The organism is Micromonospora echinospora (assembly GCF_014203425.1).
Lineage (GTDB): Bacteria > Actinomycetota > Actinomycetes > Mycobacteriales > Micromonosporaceae > Micromonospora > Micromonospora echinospora_A.
Genome location: NZ_JACHJC010000001.1, coordinates 4,433,914 through 4,450,187 on the forward strand (window position 1 = coordinate 4,433,914; position 16,274 = coordinate 4,450,187).

A 16,274-nucleotide genomic window follows, 5' to 3' on the forward strand; every position below is an offset into this window, starting at 1 on the left:
TCATGGGAGCGACCGGGTCACCGCAGCGACGAGCCGGCCACCGGGAAGTCGAACCAGGTGTCCGGGTACGGCTCGTCGACGTACCGGTAGTGCCACCACTCCAGCGGATAGTTCTCGAAGCCCTGCGCGGACATCAGCCGGCGCAGCAGGTCCCGGTTGGTCCGGGCGGTGTCGCTGATCCGCGCGTCGGCGGTGTGGGCGCGCGGGTCGAAGCAGTCGAACCCGGTGCCCATGTCGATCGAGTCGTCGGCGAAGCGGCGGCCGGCCGGGTCGGTGCAAGGCACCAGCGGCTGGCCCGGCGCGTACGCGGCCTGCGTCGGCCCGGACACCGGCACCAGGGTCAGGTCGACGGTGCTGCCCCGGCTGTGCGCGGTGGGCGCGCCAATGTACCCGTCGGCGAACAGCCGGTCCTTGGGCACGGCGGGGTAGAACTCGCCTTTCATCAGCTGGTCGCCGGGGAGTTTCGCCCAGGCGACGAAGTCGTCCGCCGCGCGCTGCGGCCGGTAGCAGTCGTACACCTTGAGGCTGTGCCCACCGGCCAGCGCGGCGGTCTGCACCCGGTGCAGCGCCTGCGCCGCCGGGCGGGTGAGCAGGCAGCGTGGTTCGGCGTACCCGTCGATCGGGCGGCCGACGAAGTTGTGCGGGCCCGCGTACCGGATGTCGGTGCGGACGGTGGGGTCGACGGCGCTCAGGTCCACGATGTCCGCCGGCGCGCGCGGCCCGGTCGGGGTGGGTGACGGCGGCGCGGACGGCGACGGCGACGGGGGCGGCCGCTGGCAGGCGGCGGCGAGCAGCGTGGCCGCCACGGCGAGGACCGCCGTCGTGCGTCTGCCGGTGCCCACCCGCCGTGTCTACCAGCCCCGGCGGGCCGGCATCGGCGGAACCGGTGGTCAGCCGCCCAGCGTGGTACGGAGGAAGTCGACAGCGGCGGCGTCGTCGTCGATGCCGCCCGCCTCGTGGCCGTTGAACCGCCACACCGTCAGGTCCTTGTCGCCGCGGTAGTCGTGGTAGGCGGCGTAGACCGTGGACGGCGGGACGATGTCGTCCATCAGCGCGACGGAGAACCGGGCGGGCGCCGTGGCGCGGCGGGCGAACGCGACGCCGTCGACGTAGCCGAGCGTACGCAGCGCCTGCTCCTCGCGGTCCCGGTGCACGGCGAGGTAGTCCCGGATCTCCCGGAACGGCGCGGTGTCGGTGATCGTGATCGCGCGCGGGATGTCACAGAGGAACGGCACGTACGCCACCGCCGCGCGTACCGACGGCGCCAGCGCGGCGGCGGCGAGCGCGGCGGCGCCGCCCTGGCTGTGACCGAGTACGGCGATCCGGTCCGGGTCGACGGCCGGCAGCTCGCGCGCGGCGTCCACGGCGCGGACCGCGTCGGTGAGGAAACGCCGGTAGTAGTACCTGTTCGGGTCCTCGATGCCGCGGGTGGCCATGCCCGGCGCCTGCGGACCGGCGGCGGCCACGTCCGGGGTGTCGCCCCGGCTCCACCCCGAGCCCTGGCCGCGCGTGTCCATCTGGAGGTGGGCGAACCCGGCGGCGGACCAGAGCAGGTTCTCCAGCGCGTGGCCGCGCCCGCCGCCGTACCCGACGTACTGGACGATCGTGGGCAGCGGGCCGGACGCGCCGCGCGGCACCCGCAGCCACGCGCGGATCGGCTGGCCGGCGAAGCCGGGGAAGGTCACGTCGAAGACGTCGACAGCGGTCAGCGGGGTCGGCAGCGGGGTCGCCGACACGGGGTCGCCGCACGAGCGCGCCTGTGCCAGAGTGTCAGCCCAGAAGGCGTCGAAGTCCGGCGGCTCGTGCAGGTCGCTGCGGTAGGTACGGAGTTCGGCCTCGGTCAGGTCGGTGAACACGCCTCGGTTTTCCTCGTCGTTCGTCGGGGGTGGACGGCGAGCCGTCGGGAGATGACGGGGGCATTTCCGGAAAGTTTCCGCAACTCGTGCGAACGCTAGGGCCGGTCCGGCCTGTCGTCAAGGGCTCGGCGTACGGCAAGATGTGCGTGGGGCGGGACGGTCTACCGGTCGGTTCCGGCAGCCGGCGAAGGGAACACGGGTGAGCGCGGACGACGAGCGCAGGGTGACCATCACCGCGATCGCACGGGAGGCCGGCGTCTCGGTCCCGACCGTGTCGCGCGTGCTCAACGGGCGTTCCGACGTCGCGCCGGACACCCGGGAGCGGGTCGAGGAGCTGCTGCGCCACCACGGCTACCGGCGCCGGGGCAGCCGTACGGTGCGCCGGGCGGACCTGGTCGACCTGGTCTTCAACGACCTGGACAGTCCCTGGGCCGTGGAGATCATCCGCGGTGTCGAGGACGTCAGCCACGCCGCCGGCGTGGGCACCGTCGTCTCCGCGATCCACCGCGAGTCCAGCTCCACCCGGCAGTGGCTGCACAACCTGCGCGCCCGCGCGTCGGACGGCGTGATCGTGGTGACCTCGCACCTGAGCGCGGCGGTGCAGGCCCAGTTGCGCCGCCTCAACGTGCCGGTGGTGGTGGTCGACCCGGCCGCCGGCGTGGCCGCCACGGACGTGCCGGCGATCGGCGCCACCAACTGGACCGGCGGCCTGGCCGCCACCGAGCACCTGCTCAAGCTCGGCCACCGCCGCATCGGTTTCGTGGCCGGCCCGCCGCACCTGCTGTGCAGCCGGGCCCGGCTGGACGGCTACCGCGCCGCGCTGGCCGCCGCCGGCGTGGCCGCCGACGACCGGCTGGTGCAGCCCGGCGACTTCTACCACGCCTCCGGCTTCACCGCCGGTGGCGCGCTGCTCGACCTCGACGACCCGCCGACGGCCATCTTCGCGGCCAGCGACCAGATGGCGTTCGGGGTGTACGAGGCGGTGCGCCGGCGCGGCCTGCGGGTCTGCGACGACGTGAGCGTGGTGGGCTTCGACGACCTGCCCGAGGCGCGGTGGGCCTCCCCGCCGCTGACCACCGTGCGCCAGCCGCTCGTGGAGATGGGCCGGCTCGCCGCGCGTACCGTGCTGCGGCTGGCCCAGGGCGAGGAGATCGACTCGCCCCGGGTCGAGCTGGCCACCGAACTCGTGGTGCGCGACAGCACCGCGGGGCCCGCCTGCCGCTGACCGGCCCACTCCCTTTCAGTCCTGTTCCGGAATTTCCGGCTCGCGCAGAACCGGCCCGGTCGACATGGCGGCGGCCGCCGCCGCGGCGTGCCGGCGACGCCGGGTCAGCAGCAGCGCTCCCCCGGCCGTCAGCACCGCGCCCACCGCCACCGTCACACCGGGGCCGGGCGCCGTGCCGGGACCCGTCGCGCCGCCGCGCAGGTCGGCGTGCCCGGCCAGGGCCGACGCCCCGCCGCCCGCCGGTGGCGCGGTACGGTCCAGCTCACCCGGCTCGACCAGCCGCCCGACCGAGGCGTCCCGGGGCTGCGCGAATCCCCAGTCCAGCAACGCGGCGCCCTGCTGCCAGCCCCGCTGGGCGGTCACCTCGGCGCCGAGCAGTGTGACCACGAGCCGCCGCCCGCCGCGTTCGGCGGCGCCGACGTACGTGTGCCGGGCCAGGTCGGTGAAGCCGGTCTTGCCGCCGATCGCGCCCGGGTACTGGTCCAGCAGCATGTTGTCGTTCGAGATCGCGAACGCCTTCTTCCGCAGCGCCGGCTGGGCCGGGATCTGCGTCGTGCGGGTGGCGGCGTACCGGCGGAATGCCGGGTTCGCGAAGCACGCCCGCGCGATCAGCGCCAGGTCGTACGCGCTGGTGAACTGGCCCGGACCGTCCAGCCCGGACGGGGTGACCGCGAGGGTCTGCCGGGCGCCGAGCCGGTGCGCCTCCTCGTTCATCGCCCGTACCCCGCCGGTCAGCCCGTCCGGTCCCCCGCCGAGGCGGGCCAGCGCGTTCGCCGCCTCGTTGCCGGAGCGCAGCAGCAGTCCCAGCCAGATCGTCTCGATCCGGTACCGCCCGCCCTCGACCAGCCCGACCGCCGAGCTGCCCGGCTCCACCGCGAGGTCCCCGGCGGTCACCGTGACCTCCCGGCCCGGGTCCAGCCGGGGCAGCATCGTGGCCGCCAGCAGCAGTTTCTGGACGCTCGCGGGCACGCCGTACTCGTGCGGGCCGCAGCCGCCGAGCACCGCGCCGCTGTCCAGGTCGGCGACCACCCAGGAGGTGGCGGTCACCGCCGGCGGCGCGGACGATGCGGGCGGGACGACCAGCCCGGCGGTGTCCAGCGCCGCGCCGCCGACCGCCCGCGCGGCCGGGTCGGGCGCGGGCGGCGGCTGCGGCGGCCGGGTCGCCGGGGGCGGCACGTTCGGGCAGGGCGGCGCGGACGGCAGCCGGCGTGCGGGCGTGCGGACGCCCGCCACGGCGGGTGTCGCCGACACCGGCACCAGCAGGGCAGCGGCCAGCGCCACGAAGGGTCCCCAGGTCCTCATGACCCGGACGCTAGCCACGCCGACCCGAACGGGTCACCGGCTCCGGGATTCGCGCCCCGGCGCCGGGGCCACGCGGTAGGCTCCCCCGCCGGCGCCCGGATCAACGCGCGGGCAGCCCGTGACCGCTGAGCGGGCCGACCTGCCATCCGCGGCGGCGGCACTCCGCCAGCACCCGCGGAAGCGCGGCGAGACCGGCGCGCCAGGCGCCCGGCGCGGCGGTACGGGAGGAGTCGTGCAGCAGGATCGTGCCGCCCCCGTCCAGCCCGGACAGGACGGTTCGCGCGACGGTGTCGGCGGTGGCCGTGGCGGTCCAGTCCCGCCCCCAGCAACTCCACAGCACCGGCCGCAGACGCAGCCGCCGGGCGGCCACCAGCGCGGCGGCGGTGAGCACGCCGTACGGCGGTCGCAGGAACCGGGGCGCACTGCCGGTCACGTCGGTGACCAGGTCGTACGCCCGGGTCAGGTCGCGGACGGTGCGGGCCGGGCCGCGCAGCAGCAGGTTGTCGTGCGTCCAGCCGTGCACGGCCACCTCGTGGCCGTCGTCGATCAGCCGGCGACCCAACGCCGGGTTGCGCCGCAGCATCGCGCCGAGCACGAAGAACGTGGCGCGGACCCGGTGCGCCGCCAGTACGTCCAGGACGTGGCCGGTGGACTCCGGGTCCGGGCCGTCGTCGAAGGTCAGCGCGACCCGGTCGGGCGTCCCGAGCCCGTGCAGCCCGGGCAGCAGCCGTCGCCGCAGCGCGGGCAGCGCCGTCACCGACGGCGCCGCGTGCAGCGCCGGCAGCGTGAGCGCGGCGACCCGGGCGAGGGTGGCCGCTCTCATCGCAGACCGCCGGTGGACTGCAGCAGCGCGGCGAGCACGGCGACCGCGTCGCCGACCGGGTCCAGCAACGGGCGGCGCGTACCGGCCGGGCCGGCGGGCGGCGCCCGGCGTGCCGCCTCGGCGACCAGGCCGGCCGGGTCCCGGGACGGGTCGTCGCGGGACGGGACCACCGGTGAAGTCCCGATCACCGCCGCGAGCACCGGCCCGAGCTGCTGCGGGGTGCCCGCCCACCGGCTCAGGCCGGCGCGGGCCAGGATCGCGGCGTTCGCCCGCCCGTGTCCGGCGATGGGCCGGTACGTGACCACCGGCAGCCCGGCCGCCAGCGCCTCCTGGCAGGTCAGCCCGCCGGCGTTCTCCACCAGCACGTCGACCGCGCGCATCAGGGCCGGCATGTCGTCGACCCAGCCCAGCACGTGCCGGCCGGCGCCGCGCAGCCGGTGGCGCAGCGCCGCGTTGTGCCCGCACACCACCACGGGGTGGACGCCCGCCGCGGCGACCTCGGCCACCGTCGCCGGAACCTCGCCGGCACCCCATGAGCCCGCGACGACAAGCGCGAGCACACCGTCGGCCGGCAGGCCGAACCGCTGCCGGGCCCGCCGCCGGTCCTCCGGGCCGGGCCGGGCGAAGGCGCGGGACACCAGCGGCTGCACCACCGTGACGTCGGCGGCGCAGTCCTGGTGCGTCTCGGCGTGAGGGACCGCGCAGTACACGTCCACGCCCGGCGCGAGCCAGGTCGGGTGCACCACGAAATCGGTGACGTAGGTGATCACCGGGACCCGGAGCCGCCCGTGCTGCCGCAACGGGCCGAGGAGCTGGTTGGCGAACGGATAGGTGCTGACCACGGCCCGTGTGTCGGGCGGGATGCGGCGGCGCAGGCGGCGGCGGAACGGCCGCAGCAGCGCGCGGATCGCGCGCACGGCCGTCGGCGAGCTGCCGGTCAGCCGGAACAGCGCGTGGTAGCTCCAGGGGAGCCGGTGCAGCACCCTTCGGTACGTCTCGCGTACCGCCCGGTGCACCGGTCGGGGCAGCAGGTGCAGAAGGTTCAGCCGGTCCACCGCGAAGCCCTGCGCACGCAGCCGTTGCGCCAGCTCGTCAGCGGCCCGGTCGTGTCCGGCCCCGATGTCCGCCGAGACCACCACGATCCGGCCCGGGTGCTCCATGCCGGGCGCATACCCACGGAATCGGCGTCCACGCGACCCGCCTCGGGCGCCGGGTCAGGCGCGGCGGCGTCCACGGCGGCGGGGGCGGCTCCGGCGGGCGGCGAGCACCGCCACCACCCCGCCGACGGTGAGGGCCAGCAGGCCGGCGACCGGCACGATCATCCGCCAGTCCCCGTCGCCGATGCGGCGCAGCGCGGTCCCGGCCGGCCCCCGCCACGGCGGGGAGACGGTACGGGCCGGCTCGGCGGCGGGAGCGATGCGGGGTTGCGCCGCCTCGGCGTCCCGCTCGCCCGGCTCCACCAGCCGGCCGACCGAGGCGTCCCGGGGCAGTCCGAAGCCCCAGTCGAGCAGCTGGGCGCCCTGCTGCCAGCCGCGCACCGGACGGGCCTCGGCGCCGAGCAGCGTCACCACGAGACGGCGTCCGTCCCGCTGCGCGGCACCGACGTAGCTGTGCCGGGCCAGCTCGGTGAAGCCGGTCTTGCCGCCGAGCGCGCCGGGGTAGCGGTAGATCAGCTGGTTCTCGTTCTGGATCTGGAACCCGCCCTTCTTCAGGGCGGGCTGGGCCGGGATCTGCGTGCGTTCGGTGAGCGCGTACCGGCGGAACGCGTCGTCGGCGAAGCAGGCCCGCGCGATCAGCGCCAGGTCGTACGCGCTGGTGAACTGGCCGGGACCGTCCAGCCCGGACGGCGTGACGGCGTGGGTCTGCCCGGCGCCGAGCCGCCGGGCCTCGGTGTTCATCTCGGCGACGCCGGCCCGCGTGCTGCCGGCGCCGAGGCGTGCCAGCATGTTCGCGGCGTCGTTGCCGGACTGCAGGATCAGGCCCAGCCAGAGCGTCTCCACGCTGTAGCGGCCGCCGACGAGCAGCCCGACGGCCGAGCTGCCCGGCTCGATGTCCAGGTCCTCGCGGGTGGCGACGGCGACCTGTTTCGGGTCGAGCCGGCTCAGCATGGTGGCGGCCAGCAGCAGCTTCTGGGTGCTCGCCGGCGTGCCGGGCACGTGCGGGCCGCACGCGCCGAGGACAGCGCCGGTGTCCAGGTCGGCCACGAGCCAGGTGGTGGCGGTGACCGCCGGGGGCGCAGGGCTGCCCGGTGGCGTGACCAGCCCGGCGCCGGCCAGCGCCTCGCCGCCCACCACCTGCTGCTCGGGCGTCGAGGGCGGCGGCGTCGGCCGGGGCGGCCGGCTGACCTTCGGGGCGGGCAGGCGCGGGCAGGGGGCGGTGGCGACGGGCGCGACGGCTGTCACGGGAGCAGCTGTCACGGGAGCGGGGGTCCCGGCGGCGAGCAGGCTGACGGCGGTGGCGGCGGCCAGGACCCGGGCTCTCATGAGAAGGCACCCTACCGAGGCCGATGATCTGTCCGCGTGGCTCACCGGGTCGTGACGCCGCGCCGATCGCGCCGCCCCGGTCGGTGACCGGCCGGGGGTCAGCGGACGCCGCGCAGCCACCACCGCTGCCACGGCGTCTCCACCGCTCGGCGGTGATAGCGGGCCCGAACCCAGGTCACCGCCTGGGCCGGCGGCAGCCCGTCCAGCACGGCGAGGGCGGCCAGCGCGGTGCCGGTGCGCCCGACGCCGCCGTGGCAGGCCACCTCGACCCGCTCCCCCGCGTACGCGCGCCGCCGCGCCTCGCGCAGCGCGTCGAGGGCGTCGGCGCGGTCGGCCGGGATCCAGAAGTCGGGCCAGCGGATCCGTCGTACCGGCCAGTCCGGCTCCGGGCCGGGTGCCAGGAGCAGCGCGAAGTCGGCGGGTGATCCGGGCTCCGCGACCCGGCGCCCGCGCACTGTGGCGCCGCCGGGCAGCGTCAGCAGCCCGGCCTGATCGGTCCACTGTCGCGTCGTCCCCATCGGCTCATTGTGCGCGACGGTCCGGACACGCGGGTGCCCGCCGGACCAGGTCCGGCGGGCACCCACGATCGGGCCGGTCGTCCCGGCTCGGCCTCGGGTCAGCCGAGGCGACGGCGGCGCCAGGCCATCGAGGCCAGCAGCAGCACCGCACCGGCGGCGGCCAGGCCACCACCGAGCTTCAGCGGCGTGCCGATGCTGTCACCGGTGACCGGCAGGCCGCCCTTGTGCGGCGGCCGGGTCGGCTTTGGCGGACAGACGGTGCCGGTGGCGCTCGCCTTCAGATCGGACGTCAGACCGGTGGCGGTGAACGTGTACCCGCCCGGCCGGGTCGGCCGGTAGGGAACGGTGAAGTTGCCGGCGCCGTCGGCCGTCACGGTGAACGTGGTCGGCGCGGGCTGCGGCTGAGCCCGGTTGGGCGTGTAGGCGACAGGCGCCATCGCCACCGTGCTGCCGTCGCTGCGCCGGGCGGTCCCCTCGGCCGGGGCGGCCGCGGGCAGGCCCGAGATCTCCACGTCGATCCGCACCGACTCGTTCGACGCGAAGTTCGAACCTACCAGGGTAAACGTCCCGCCGAGGCAGAAGGCCAGCGGCGACAGGGTCAGCGACTCTTTCGGCGCGTAGACCGGAGGCTGCGGCTGCGCCGCCCCGGCCGCGGTCGGCACGGCCGCTACGGCCAGGCCCACCGTGAGCGCCATGATGATGCGGGATAGCCGCATGATGGTTTCCCTCCTACTGTTCACAGCTTGGTGCGTTGACTACTTGGGTGGTCCATGGGGTGACGGTGGGCGTGTGCACCAGCTCGGCCGTCCCGGCGCCGGTCTGGCCGGTGAGCACCGTGACGTCGAGCGTGCGGGTCTGCCCGGGGCGGGTGTCGACCTTCGCCACCGCCACCTGGCGGCGGCCGTCGATCCCACTGCCCATAGCGGTGTCCCGGCCGTCCAGCCGCCCGGTGAGGACGACGCCTCCGGTCGGCGTGTGCACCGAGACGAAGGTGCGTGCGGTGTACTTGTCGCCGGAGAGGGCCAGCCCGGTGACCGACTTGCTCAGGCCCGACTTCGGGGCGGTGGAGTGCACCGTGACTCGCAGCCGCAACTCGCGGCGCCCGTCCGGCTGGCACTCGCCGACCGTCACGGTGGCCGAGAATCTGAGGTAGTAACCGAGCTTCGCGGCGCTGCCGTCGTTGAGGAACACGCCGACAGTCGGCACGGTGTCCTTCTCCGGGAGCTGACCCGCCAGCCGGGTGTCGGCCAGCGCGCGCTGCTCATCGGATCGGACACTCCAGAACAATATCCGACGTTCATTGATAGAACGGCTGAAAACGGTCAAAAGCGACCGAGGGTCAACCGTCTTGGTGAACAACGTGTCGAATACTCCCGACGCGGCCCGGGCGAAGAACACGTCCTGGTCCTTCGTGTCCAGGTCCCGGTACGAGTCACTCAGCAGCGTCCGCACGGCGGTGGCGGCGGCCAGCGACGGCCCGTCCGGCACCTTCACCGGGCCGACCACGCCGAGCAGGTACGACAGGACCACCGGGTCGACCGCCAGCACGCCGTCCACTGTGGTTCCGGTACGGCGGCGCACCATGTCCCGGTAGAGCGCGGCGGCGGCCGGGAAGTCCGGGTTGAGGTTCACGTCCGCCGGATAGATGCCCGGCAGGTCGCCCCAGAGCCGCCGCATCTCGTCGTCGATCTTGAGCGGCGGGTCGAAGGGCCCCATCCCGGACGACGTGCCCTGCTTGACCAGCCGGACCCGGCCGCCCTCGGCCCGCAGCACCGCGTACGCGCCGATCATGCCGCCGGTGGCGCGCAGCTCGGCCGGGTTCTGCGAGACGAGCAGATAACTGCGTGGCCCGTCCGCGCCGAGCAGTGGCGGCAGCAGCCGCGCGCCCCGGTCCGCCGCCGAGGTCAGCTCGCCCAGTTTGTCCAGCTCCGTGCGCAGCGCGGTGACCGCGTCGCGGACCTGCGCCACGAGGTCGTCCACCGGCACCTGCCGCAGCCGCTGGGCGGTGGTCCGGACCGCCTGGTCGGCGTCCGACACCTCGGCCGAGACCGCGCGCAGGCGGGCCAGGTCCAGCCGGCCCTGCTTCGGCACCAGCGAGGCGAGGTCCACCCGGAGCAGCGTGGGGAACGCGAGCCGGGCCAGGTCGTCCACCGCCACCGAGATCTGCCGTACCGCCGCCAGGTTGTCCCCCGCGTACGGGGTCTGCTGGCCGGCCCACCAGACCGGGTCCCCGGTCGCGCCGCGCGCGGCGGCCGCCTGCTCCTGCAACGCGGCGAGCGTGCGCTGTGCCCGGGCGACGTCGCCGTCGAGTACCTGGGCGCTGAGCTCCCTGGCCAGCCCGGCGGCGTTGACCAGGTGGGCGCGGGCCTGCCAGCCCCGGAACGCGACCCAGCCGCCGGCGCTGAGCAGGACCGAGACGACGACCAGCCCGGTCAGCAGGATCCGGCGGACCCGGGCGCGCCGGCGCCGCCGCGAGCGCCGCCGCCGGCCGGGCGAAGGACCGGGTCCGGACACAGAATCCTCCTACGGGACGAATAGGACACTTTTCGCAATCGAGTTGCTTTCTAGCATGGAAAAGCGCATGTAAGTCGGCTATTCAGCCACTCTGGTGCCTTACATCGCTTCGGCGAGGCTTCCCCGGCTCGGCTCCACGCCCGCCGCCTCGTGCAGCAGGGCCTCGATCCGGTCCACGCCGGCCCGCATCGACATCTCCCGCAGGTACGCGCCCCGGCCCCGCCTGCCCATGTCCATCCGGGCGGCCGCCGGGATGGCGGCGGCCAGCCAGAAGCGGTCGGCGAGCGCGGCCCAGTCCTCCGGCGGGCAGGACAGCCCGGCACGGGCCCGCTCGACCAGCTCCGCCGTCTCCCCTCCGGCGGAGGCGACCACCGGCGCGGCACAGGCGAGCGCGGCCTGGAGCTTGGCGGGCACGGTCCCCCGCAGCTCGGGCAGGTCGCGCTGCGCGACGAGCTGATAGTCCGCGGCCGCGTAGAGCTGCGGCATGTCCACAGCGGACCGCCGCTCCACGAACCGGACGTTGTCCGCGCCGAGGTCGGCGGCGAGCCCTCGCACCCGCCGCTCCTGCGGGCCGGAGCCGACCAGCACCAGGTCCATCCGGTCACCGAGCGCCGCCGCCGCGCGGACCGCCGTCTCCAGGCCCTGGCGCGCGCCGATCGTCCCGGCGTGCATCACCACGCAGCGGTCCTCCCGGCGGACCATCCGACGGACGGCCGGACCGGCCTGGGTCGGGCGGAAGATGCGCTCGTCGGTCCAGTTGAGCACCGTCCGCACCCGCGCCGGTTCGACCCCGCGGGCGCGAACCAGATCTCCCATGGACGGCGAGCTGACCGCCACCAGGGCCGCCTCCCGGTAGAGCCGGCGCGTGGCGGTCTCCAGCCGGGCCGGTTCCCGGCGGCTCCGCTCCGGGTCCGGCTCGTGCTCGGTCCAGACGTCCTGCACGTGCAGGACGGTGGGCGTACGGCCGAGCAGCCGCAGCAGCCCGGACGCCGCGAACGTGACCGCCGGGTGACCGAAGACGTAGAGCGCGTCGACGCCGCGCAGCAGGCCCGGCCCGGCGAGCGCGGCGCTGCCGGCGAAGGAGAGCCAGCTCGCGGTACGGCCCCGGGGCGAGCCGTCGCCCCCGGCGTACCGGGGCACCCGCCGTACGGTCAGCCGCTCGCTGTGCGTCTGGTGCCGCCAGCGCTGCCGCCAGCCGGGATAGACGTGGCCGCCCGGGTAGTCCGGGAATCCGGTGAGCACCCGCACCTCGTGGCCCCGGGCCACCAGTTCCTCGGCCAGGCTGCCCGGGACGAACGCCGGCTCCGGCGGGAAGTGGTAGGACAGGATGCCGATCCTCATGTCCACGCTCCCGGCGCGGCTTGCCGGACGGGCGCGCGGCGCGGCGCGTACGATTCCGGCAACCCCTCTGCGTCCGGCCGCGACCGCCGGAAGAACGCCGTCGCGGCACTCTGCGCCGCGACCGTGCCGACGAGAGGGGTGCAGATGGTCGACGAGGTCCTCTTCGTCTGCCACGCGAACATGTGCCGGTCACCGATGGCGGAGTTCATCGCCCGCCGGATGCTGGCCGGCCTGCCGCTGGCGGTCGCCAGCGCGGGCACCGACGCGATCGACGGGGCAGCCATGCACCCGTACGCGGTCGAGGTGACCACCCGGACCGGCGCGGACCCGGCGGCCTTCCGCACCCGGCGGCTGCGCCCGGAGCACCTGACCGGAGCGGCGCTGGTGCTGACCGCGACCCGACGCCAGCGCTCGGCCTGCACCGCGCTTGCCCCGGCCGCGCTGGCCCGGACGTTCACGTTGCGGCAGTTCGCCCGGCTGGCCGCCGAGGCCCGGGCGGACGAGGCGGAGGCGGGCACGCCGTTGCGGGCGGCGGTGTCGGCCGCCGTCCGCGCCCGGGGGCGGCTGCAACCCGCCGCCCCCGACGCGGACGACCTGCGCGACCCGATCGGCGGATCGCCGGCCGACTTCCGGCGCTGCGCGGAGGAGATCGAGCGGTCGATCCGCCCCGTGCTCGCGCTCATCGCGAAAGCCGGGTGAGTTCCTGCGTCCGGCCGCCCCCGGCCTTGGCGCCCCGGCGGCTGCCGGCCCGGTCGGCCGGCACGGAGGGCGCGGCGGGCGGCACGACCACCTTGTACGCCTCGTACTGGTAGGCGTCCGACTTGGCCACCTTGGCCATGTTGAGCACGCAGCCGAGCAGGCGCACCGAGACCGAGCTGAGCGCGTTCGCCGCCGCCGCCACCTGGCTGCGCGAGGTCCGGCCCTGCTGGGTGACCAGGAGCGCGCCGTCGGCCTGCACGGCCACCACCACGCCGTCGGTGACGGCCAGCAGCGGAGCGGTGTCGATCACCACGATGTCCGCGGAGTCCCGCAGCGCCACCAGCAGGTCCGCCATGGACTTCGAGCCGAGCAGCTCGCTCGGGTTGGGCGGGGTGGCGCCGCTGGGCAGCACCAGCAGGGACTTCTCACCCCAGCGCTGCACCACGTCACCGACCTGGACGTCGCCGACCAGCACGTCGGTGAGGCCGACGCCGCCGTCGAGCCCGAGGTAGTCGGCGACCTTGGGACGCCGCAGGTCGGCGTCGATCAGCAGCACCCGCCAGCCCGCCTCGGCGAGCGCGATGGCGGTGTTGCAGGCCATCGTGGTCTTCCCCTCGCCCTGCAACGCGCTGGTGACCGCGATGACCCGGGCCGGCTCGTGCACGTCCACGAAGCGCAGGTTGGTGCGCAGCTTGCGGACCGCCTCGGCGCGGGCGGAGGTCGCCGCCGCGCCGACGATCAGCGGCGCCGCCTTCGCGCCGGTCTCGTACGGGATCTCGCCGAGCAGCGGGCTGCCGGTCACCCGTTGCAGCGCGATGCCGTCGCGCATCCGGACGTCGGCCAGCCCGCGCAGCACTGCCAGCGCGGCGCCGAGCAGCAGGCCGAGCAGACCGCCCATGACCAGGTTGCGCGTGGGCTGCGGCGAGACCGGGCTGGAGGTCACCCGGGGACCGCTGACGACCTCGATCTTGATCGGCGGGGCCTTGCCGTCCGGCGGCGTCTCGACCTTGCGCACCAGCTCGGTGAACTTCGTCGCGAGCGTCTCGGTGGTCTTCAGCGCCCGGGTCTGGTCGGTGTCGGTGATCGTCGCCTTGAGCAGGACCGTGCCGGTCGTGCTGGCGGTACGGATCCGGCTGCGCACCTGGTCGGCGGTGAGGCCCAGCGGCGCGTCGGCCACCACGCTCTGCGCCAGCCGGTCGCTGGTGAGCAGGTCACCGTAGGACTTCACCCGCTGCTGGAGGAAGAGGCTGCCCTGGTAGGCGTCGGTGACTCCCTGGCTGGGCGTGGTGACGAAGAACGTCACCGAGGCCTCGTACCGGGGCGCCGTCCGGACCGTCACCAGCGCGGCGGTGCCCACGGCGAGCATCACCGTCACCAGCACGATCCACCAGTGTCGTCGGACCAGGCGCAGGTAGCCGAGAACGTCCATCACGCTCCCCCTCGCGACACGCCGGTCTGCCGATGAAACTGCACGAAAGCCCCCTAAAAGCCCCAGTCGCCGTGCCAGGATCGAATCGCCTATTCACGACGTTACGTGACTTAACGAATGTAAACGACCGAACAGGCACAGAAGGTCTAATCCTTTCAATCCGGATAGGACACAGAGGGCAGCCCATGGATAGTGAAGCCAGCACAGCCGTGCGACCGCACAGCCGGATCACCCACCGCGCCGCCACCCTTTCCCTGTTAACGCTGGACACGGCCGCGTGGTGCGGAGGATTTATCGGCGCCACCTGGACCCGGTACGAGCTCGACCTCACCGCCGCCGCCAGCGCCCGTACGCTCGGCCTGGCGCTTGCCTGCGCGGCGCTGTACGCCGCGCTCACGCTGCTGCGGTCCCGGCTCTACGGCCGCTACCCGATCGGCAGCTCCGGAGACGCGCAGGGACTGGCCGTCACCGTCGCGCTGGTGGCGATCGTCGGCTTCGCCGCCGTCCTGCCGTGGACGCAGCGGCCGGTACCGGCGAGCACGCCGCTCGTCGGCGGCGCGGTCGCGCTGGTGGCGATGGCCGCCGCCCGCGGACTCTGGCGGGCCTACGCCGACCGCCAGCACCCCGCCGCGCGACACGCCGAGCCTTGCCTGGTGTACGGGGTGGACGCGGCAAGCGAGCGGCTGGTCCGGGTGCTGCTGCACGATCCGGGTAGCCGCTACCGGCCGGTGGGCCTGCTCGACGACGCGCCCGACAGCCGCGGCCTGCGGCTGGAAGGGCTGCGCGTGCTGGGCGGTCGCGAGCAGGTCGGCGACGCGGTCCGGGCGAGCGGGGCGAAAACTGTCATCTTCTCGATGAGCGGCTCGAACCGGCAGCTGCTGCGCGACGTGCGCACCCGCACCCTGGAGGCCGGCGCGGCGTTCAAGGTGCTGCCGCCGGTGCGCGAGCTGCTCGACCGTCCGGTCGCCGCCACCGACGTACGCGACGTCCAGCTCACCGATCTGCTGGGCCGGGCGCACCGGGTGGCGGAGCTGAGCGTGGAGCGGGGCGGGCTGGCCGGCCGGCGGGTGCTGGTGACCGGCGCGGGCGGCTCGATCGGCTCGGAGCTGTGCCGGCAGATCGCCCGCTGCGAGCCGGACGAGCTGATGATGCTCGACCGGGACGAGTCGGCGCTGCACGCGCTGCAGATGTCGCTGCACGGGCGGGCACTGCTGGACGGGCCGGAGCTGATCCTGGCCGACATCCGCGACGCCGAGGGCATCGCCCGGGTGATCGCCGACCGGCAGCCCGACGTGGTGTTCCACGCCGCCGCGCTGAAGCACCTGACGCTGCTCCAGCGCCACCCCGGCGAGGCGATCAAGACCAACATCCTGGGTACGGTCAACGTGCTGGAGGCGTGCCGGGACGTCGCCGAGTTCGTCAACATCTCCACCGACAAGGCGGCGAACCCGGCGAGCGTCCTCGGCTACTCCAAGCGGATCACCGAGCGGCTCACCGCGTACCACGCGCAGCGGCTCAACGGCACCTACCTCAGCGTCCGGTTCGGCAACGTCCTCAGCAGCCGCGGGTCCGTGCTCACCGCGTTCCAGACGCAGATCCGCGCCGGCGTGCCGGTCACCGTCACCCACCCCGAAGTCACCCGTTACTTCATGACCGTCCAGGAGGCGGTGCACCTGGTGCTCCAGGCCGCGACCATCGGCCGGGGCGGCGAGGCGCTGGTGCTCGACATGGGCGAACCGGTCCGGATCGCGGACGTGGCGCGCCGGCTCGCCGCCGAGGCGGACCGGCCCGTGGAGATCGTCTTCACCGGGCTGCGACCCGGCGAGAAGCTGCACGAGCACCTGTTCGGCGCGGACGAGGTGGACACCCGCCCGCTGCACCCGTTGATCTCCCACGTCCCGGTGCCGGAACTGGACCCGGACGAGGTGCGGACGCTGGACCCGTACGCCGACCCGGACGAGCTGATCAAGCGGCTGGCGACGCTCTGCGAACCGGCCGGCGCCGTCCTGCCGGCGCTGCCCGGCCAGCGCTGACCGCACGCCGGTGGGACGCGCCCGCCCACGAGGCGCGCGGCGCGTCCCACC

Annotated in this window: 14 protein-coding genes; 3 read left to right on the plus strand and 11 right to left on the minus strand. The window is 75.0% G+C overall.

What is annotated here, in order from left to right:
• Nucleotides 1–17: 17 nt before the first annotated feature.
• Together FHU28_RS20685 and FHU28_RS20690 are read right to left on the minus strand one after the other, a co-directional pair.
• Nucleotides 18–842: a M15 family metallopeptidase gene (locus FHU28_RS20685; RefSeq protein WP_184686164.1), complete on the minus strand. Its 825-nt coding sequence runs from the start codon at nucleotides 840–842 to the stop codon at nucleotides 18–20.
• A gap of 48 nt (nucleotides 843–890) precedes the next feature.
• The gene (locus tag FHU28_RS20690) at nucleotides 891–1,856 is read right to left on the minus strand and encodes an acetylxylan esterase (RefSeq protein WP_184686165.1); all 966 of its coding nucleotides are present in this window, start codon (nucleotides 1,854–1,856) and stop codon (nucleotides 891–893) included.
• A 199-nt stretch (nucleotides 1,857–2,055) separates the two neighbouring features.
• On the opposite strand from FHU28_RS20690, the gene FHU28_RS20695 reads away from it, so the two are divergent.
• Complete coding sequence (locus FHU28_RS20695) at nucleotides 2,056–3,081, plus strand: LacI family DNA-binding transcriptional regulator (protein ID WP_073828516.1); 1,026 nt, start codon at nucleotides 2,056–2,058, stop codon at nucleotides 3,079–3,081.
• Between the two features lie 15 nt (nucleotides 3,082–3,096).
• Here the strand turns inward: FHU28_RS20695 and FHU28_RS20700 are convergent, their stop codons facing one another.
• The 8 genes from FHU28_RS20700 to FHU28_RS20735 all read right to left on the minus strand — a co-directional run bounded on the left by FHU28_RS20700 (nucleotide 3,097) and on the right by FHU28_RS20735 (nucleotide 12,062).
• Nucleotides 3,097–4,383, minus strand: a complete 1,287-nt coding sequence (locus FHU28_RS20700) for a D-alanyl-D-alanine carboxypeptidase family protein (RefSeq protein ID WP_184686166.1) — start codon at nucleotides 4,381–4,383, stop codon at nucleotides 3,097–3,099.
• A gap of 100 nt (nucleotides 4,384–4,483) precedes the next feature.
• Nucleotides 4,484–5,206: a polysaccharide deacetylase family protein gene (locus FHU28_RS20705; protein WP_184686167.1), complete on the minus strand. Its 723-nt coding sequence runs from the start codon at nucleotides 5,204–5,206 to the stop codon at nucleotides 4,484–4,486.
• The gene (locus FHU28_RS20710; protein WP_184686168.1) at nucleotides 5,203–6,366 is read right to left on the minus strand and encodes an MGDG synthase family glycosyltransferase; all 1,164 of its coding nucleotides are present in this window, start codon (nucleotides 6,364–6,366) and stop codon (nucleotides 5,203–5,205) included. The genes FHU28_RS20705 and FHU28_RS20710 overlap by 4 nt, the downstream gene beginning before the upstream one ends.
• 54 nt (nucleotides 6,367–6,420) lie before the next feature.
• Nucleotides 6,421–7,689 (minus strand): D-alanyl-D-alanine carboxypeptidase family protein, encoded by a 1,269-nt coding sequence (locus FHU28_RS20715; RefSeq protein ID WP_184686169.1) that lies wholly within the window; start codon nucleotides 7,687–7,689, stop codon nucleotides 6,421–6,423.
• 98 nt (nucleotides 7,690–7,787) lie between these two features.
• Nucleotides 7,788–8,207, minus strand: a complete 420-nt coding sequence (locus FHU28_RS20720) for a protein-tyrosine phosphatase family protein (RefSeq protein ID WP_184686170.1) — start codon at nucleotides 8,205–8,207, stop codon at nucleotides 7,788–7,790.
• Nucleotides 8,208–8,305: 98 nt separating this feature from the next.
• Entirely contained in the window at nucleotides 8,306–8,923 is a 618-nt protein-coding gene (locus FHU28_RS20725; RefSeq protein WP_184686171.1) for a hypothetical protein, read from the minus strand.
• 13 nt (nucleotides 8,924–8,936) lie between these two features.
• Nucleotides 8,937–10,721: a DUF4012 domain-containing protein gene (locus FHU28_RS20730; RefSeq protein WP_184686172.1), complete on the minus strand. Its 1,785-nt coding sequence runs from the start codon at nucleotides 10,719–10,721 to the stop codon at nucleotides 8,937–8,939.
• Nucleotides 10,722–10,820: 99 nt separating this feature from the next.
• A complete protein-coding gene (locus FHU28_RS20735) occupies nucleotides 10,821–12,062 on the minus strand; it encodes a glycosyltransferase family 4 protein (RefSeq protein ID WP_184686173.1) in 1,242 nt (413 codons plus the stop codon).
• A 144-nt stretch (nucleotides 12,063–12,206) separates the two neighbouring features.
• On the opposite strand from FHU28_RS20735, the gene FHU28_RS20740 reads away from it, so the two are divergent.
• Nucleotides 12,207–12,761 (plus strand): arsenate reductase/protein-tyrosine-phosphatase family protein, encoded by a 555-nt coding sequence (locus tag FHU28_RS20740; protein WP_184686174.1) that lies wholly within the window; start codon nucleotides 12,207–12,209, stop codon nucleotides 12,759–12,761.
• Here FHU28_RS20740 and FHU28_RS20745 read toward each other — a convergent pair.
• Nucleotides 12,742–14,190 carry a tyrosine-protein kinase domain-containing protein gene (locus FHU28_RS20745; RefSeq protein ID WP_184686175.1) on the minus strand — a complete coding sequence of 483 codons (1,449 nt, stop codon included), beginning with the start codon at nucleotides 14,188–14,190 and terminating at the stop codon, nucleotides 12,742–12,744. The genes FHU28_RS20740 and FHU28_RS20745 overlap by 20 nt on opposite strands.
• 185 nt (nucleotides 14,191–14,375) lie before the next feature.
• Here FHU28_RS20745 and FHU28_RS20750 point away from each other — a divergent pair, with 185 nt between their 5' ends.
• Entirely contained in the window at nucleotides 14,376–16,223 is a 1,848-nt protein-coding gene (locus FHU28_RS20750; RefSeq protein ID WP_184686176.1) for a polysaccharide biosynthesis protein, read from the plus strand.
• Nucleotides 16,224–16,274: the final 51 nt, after the last annotated feature.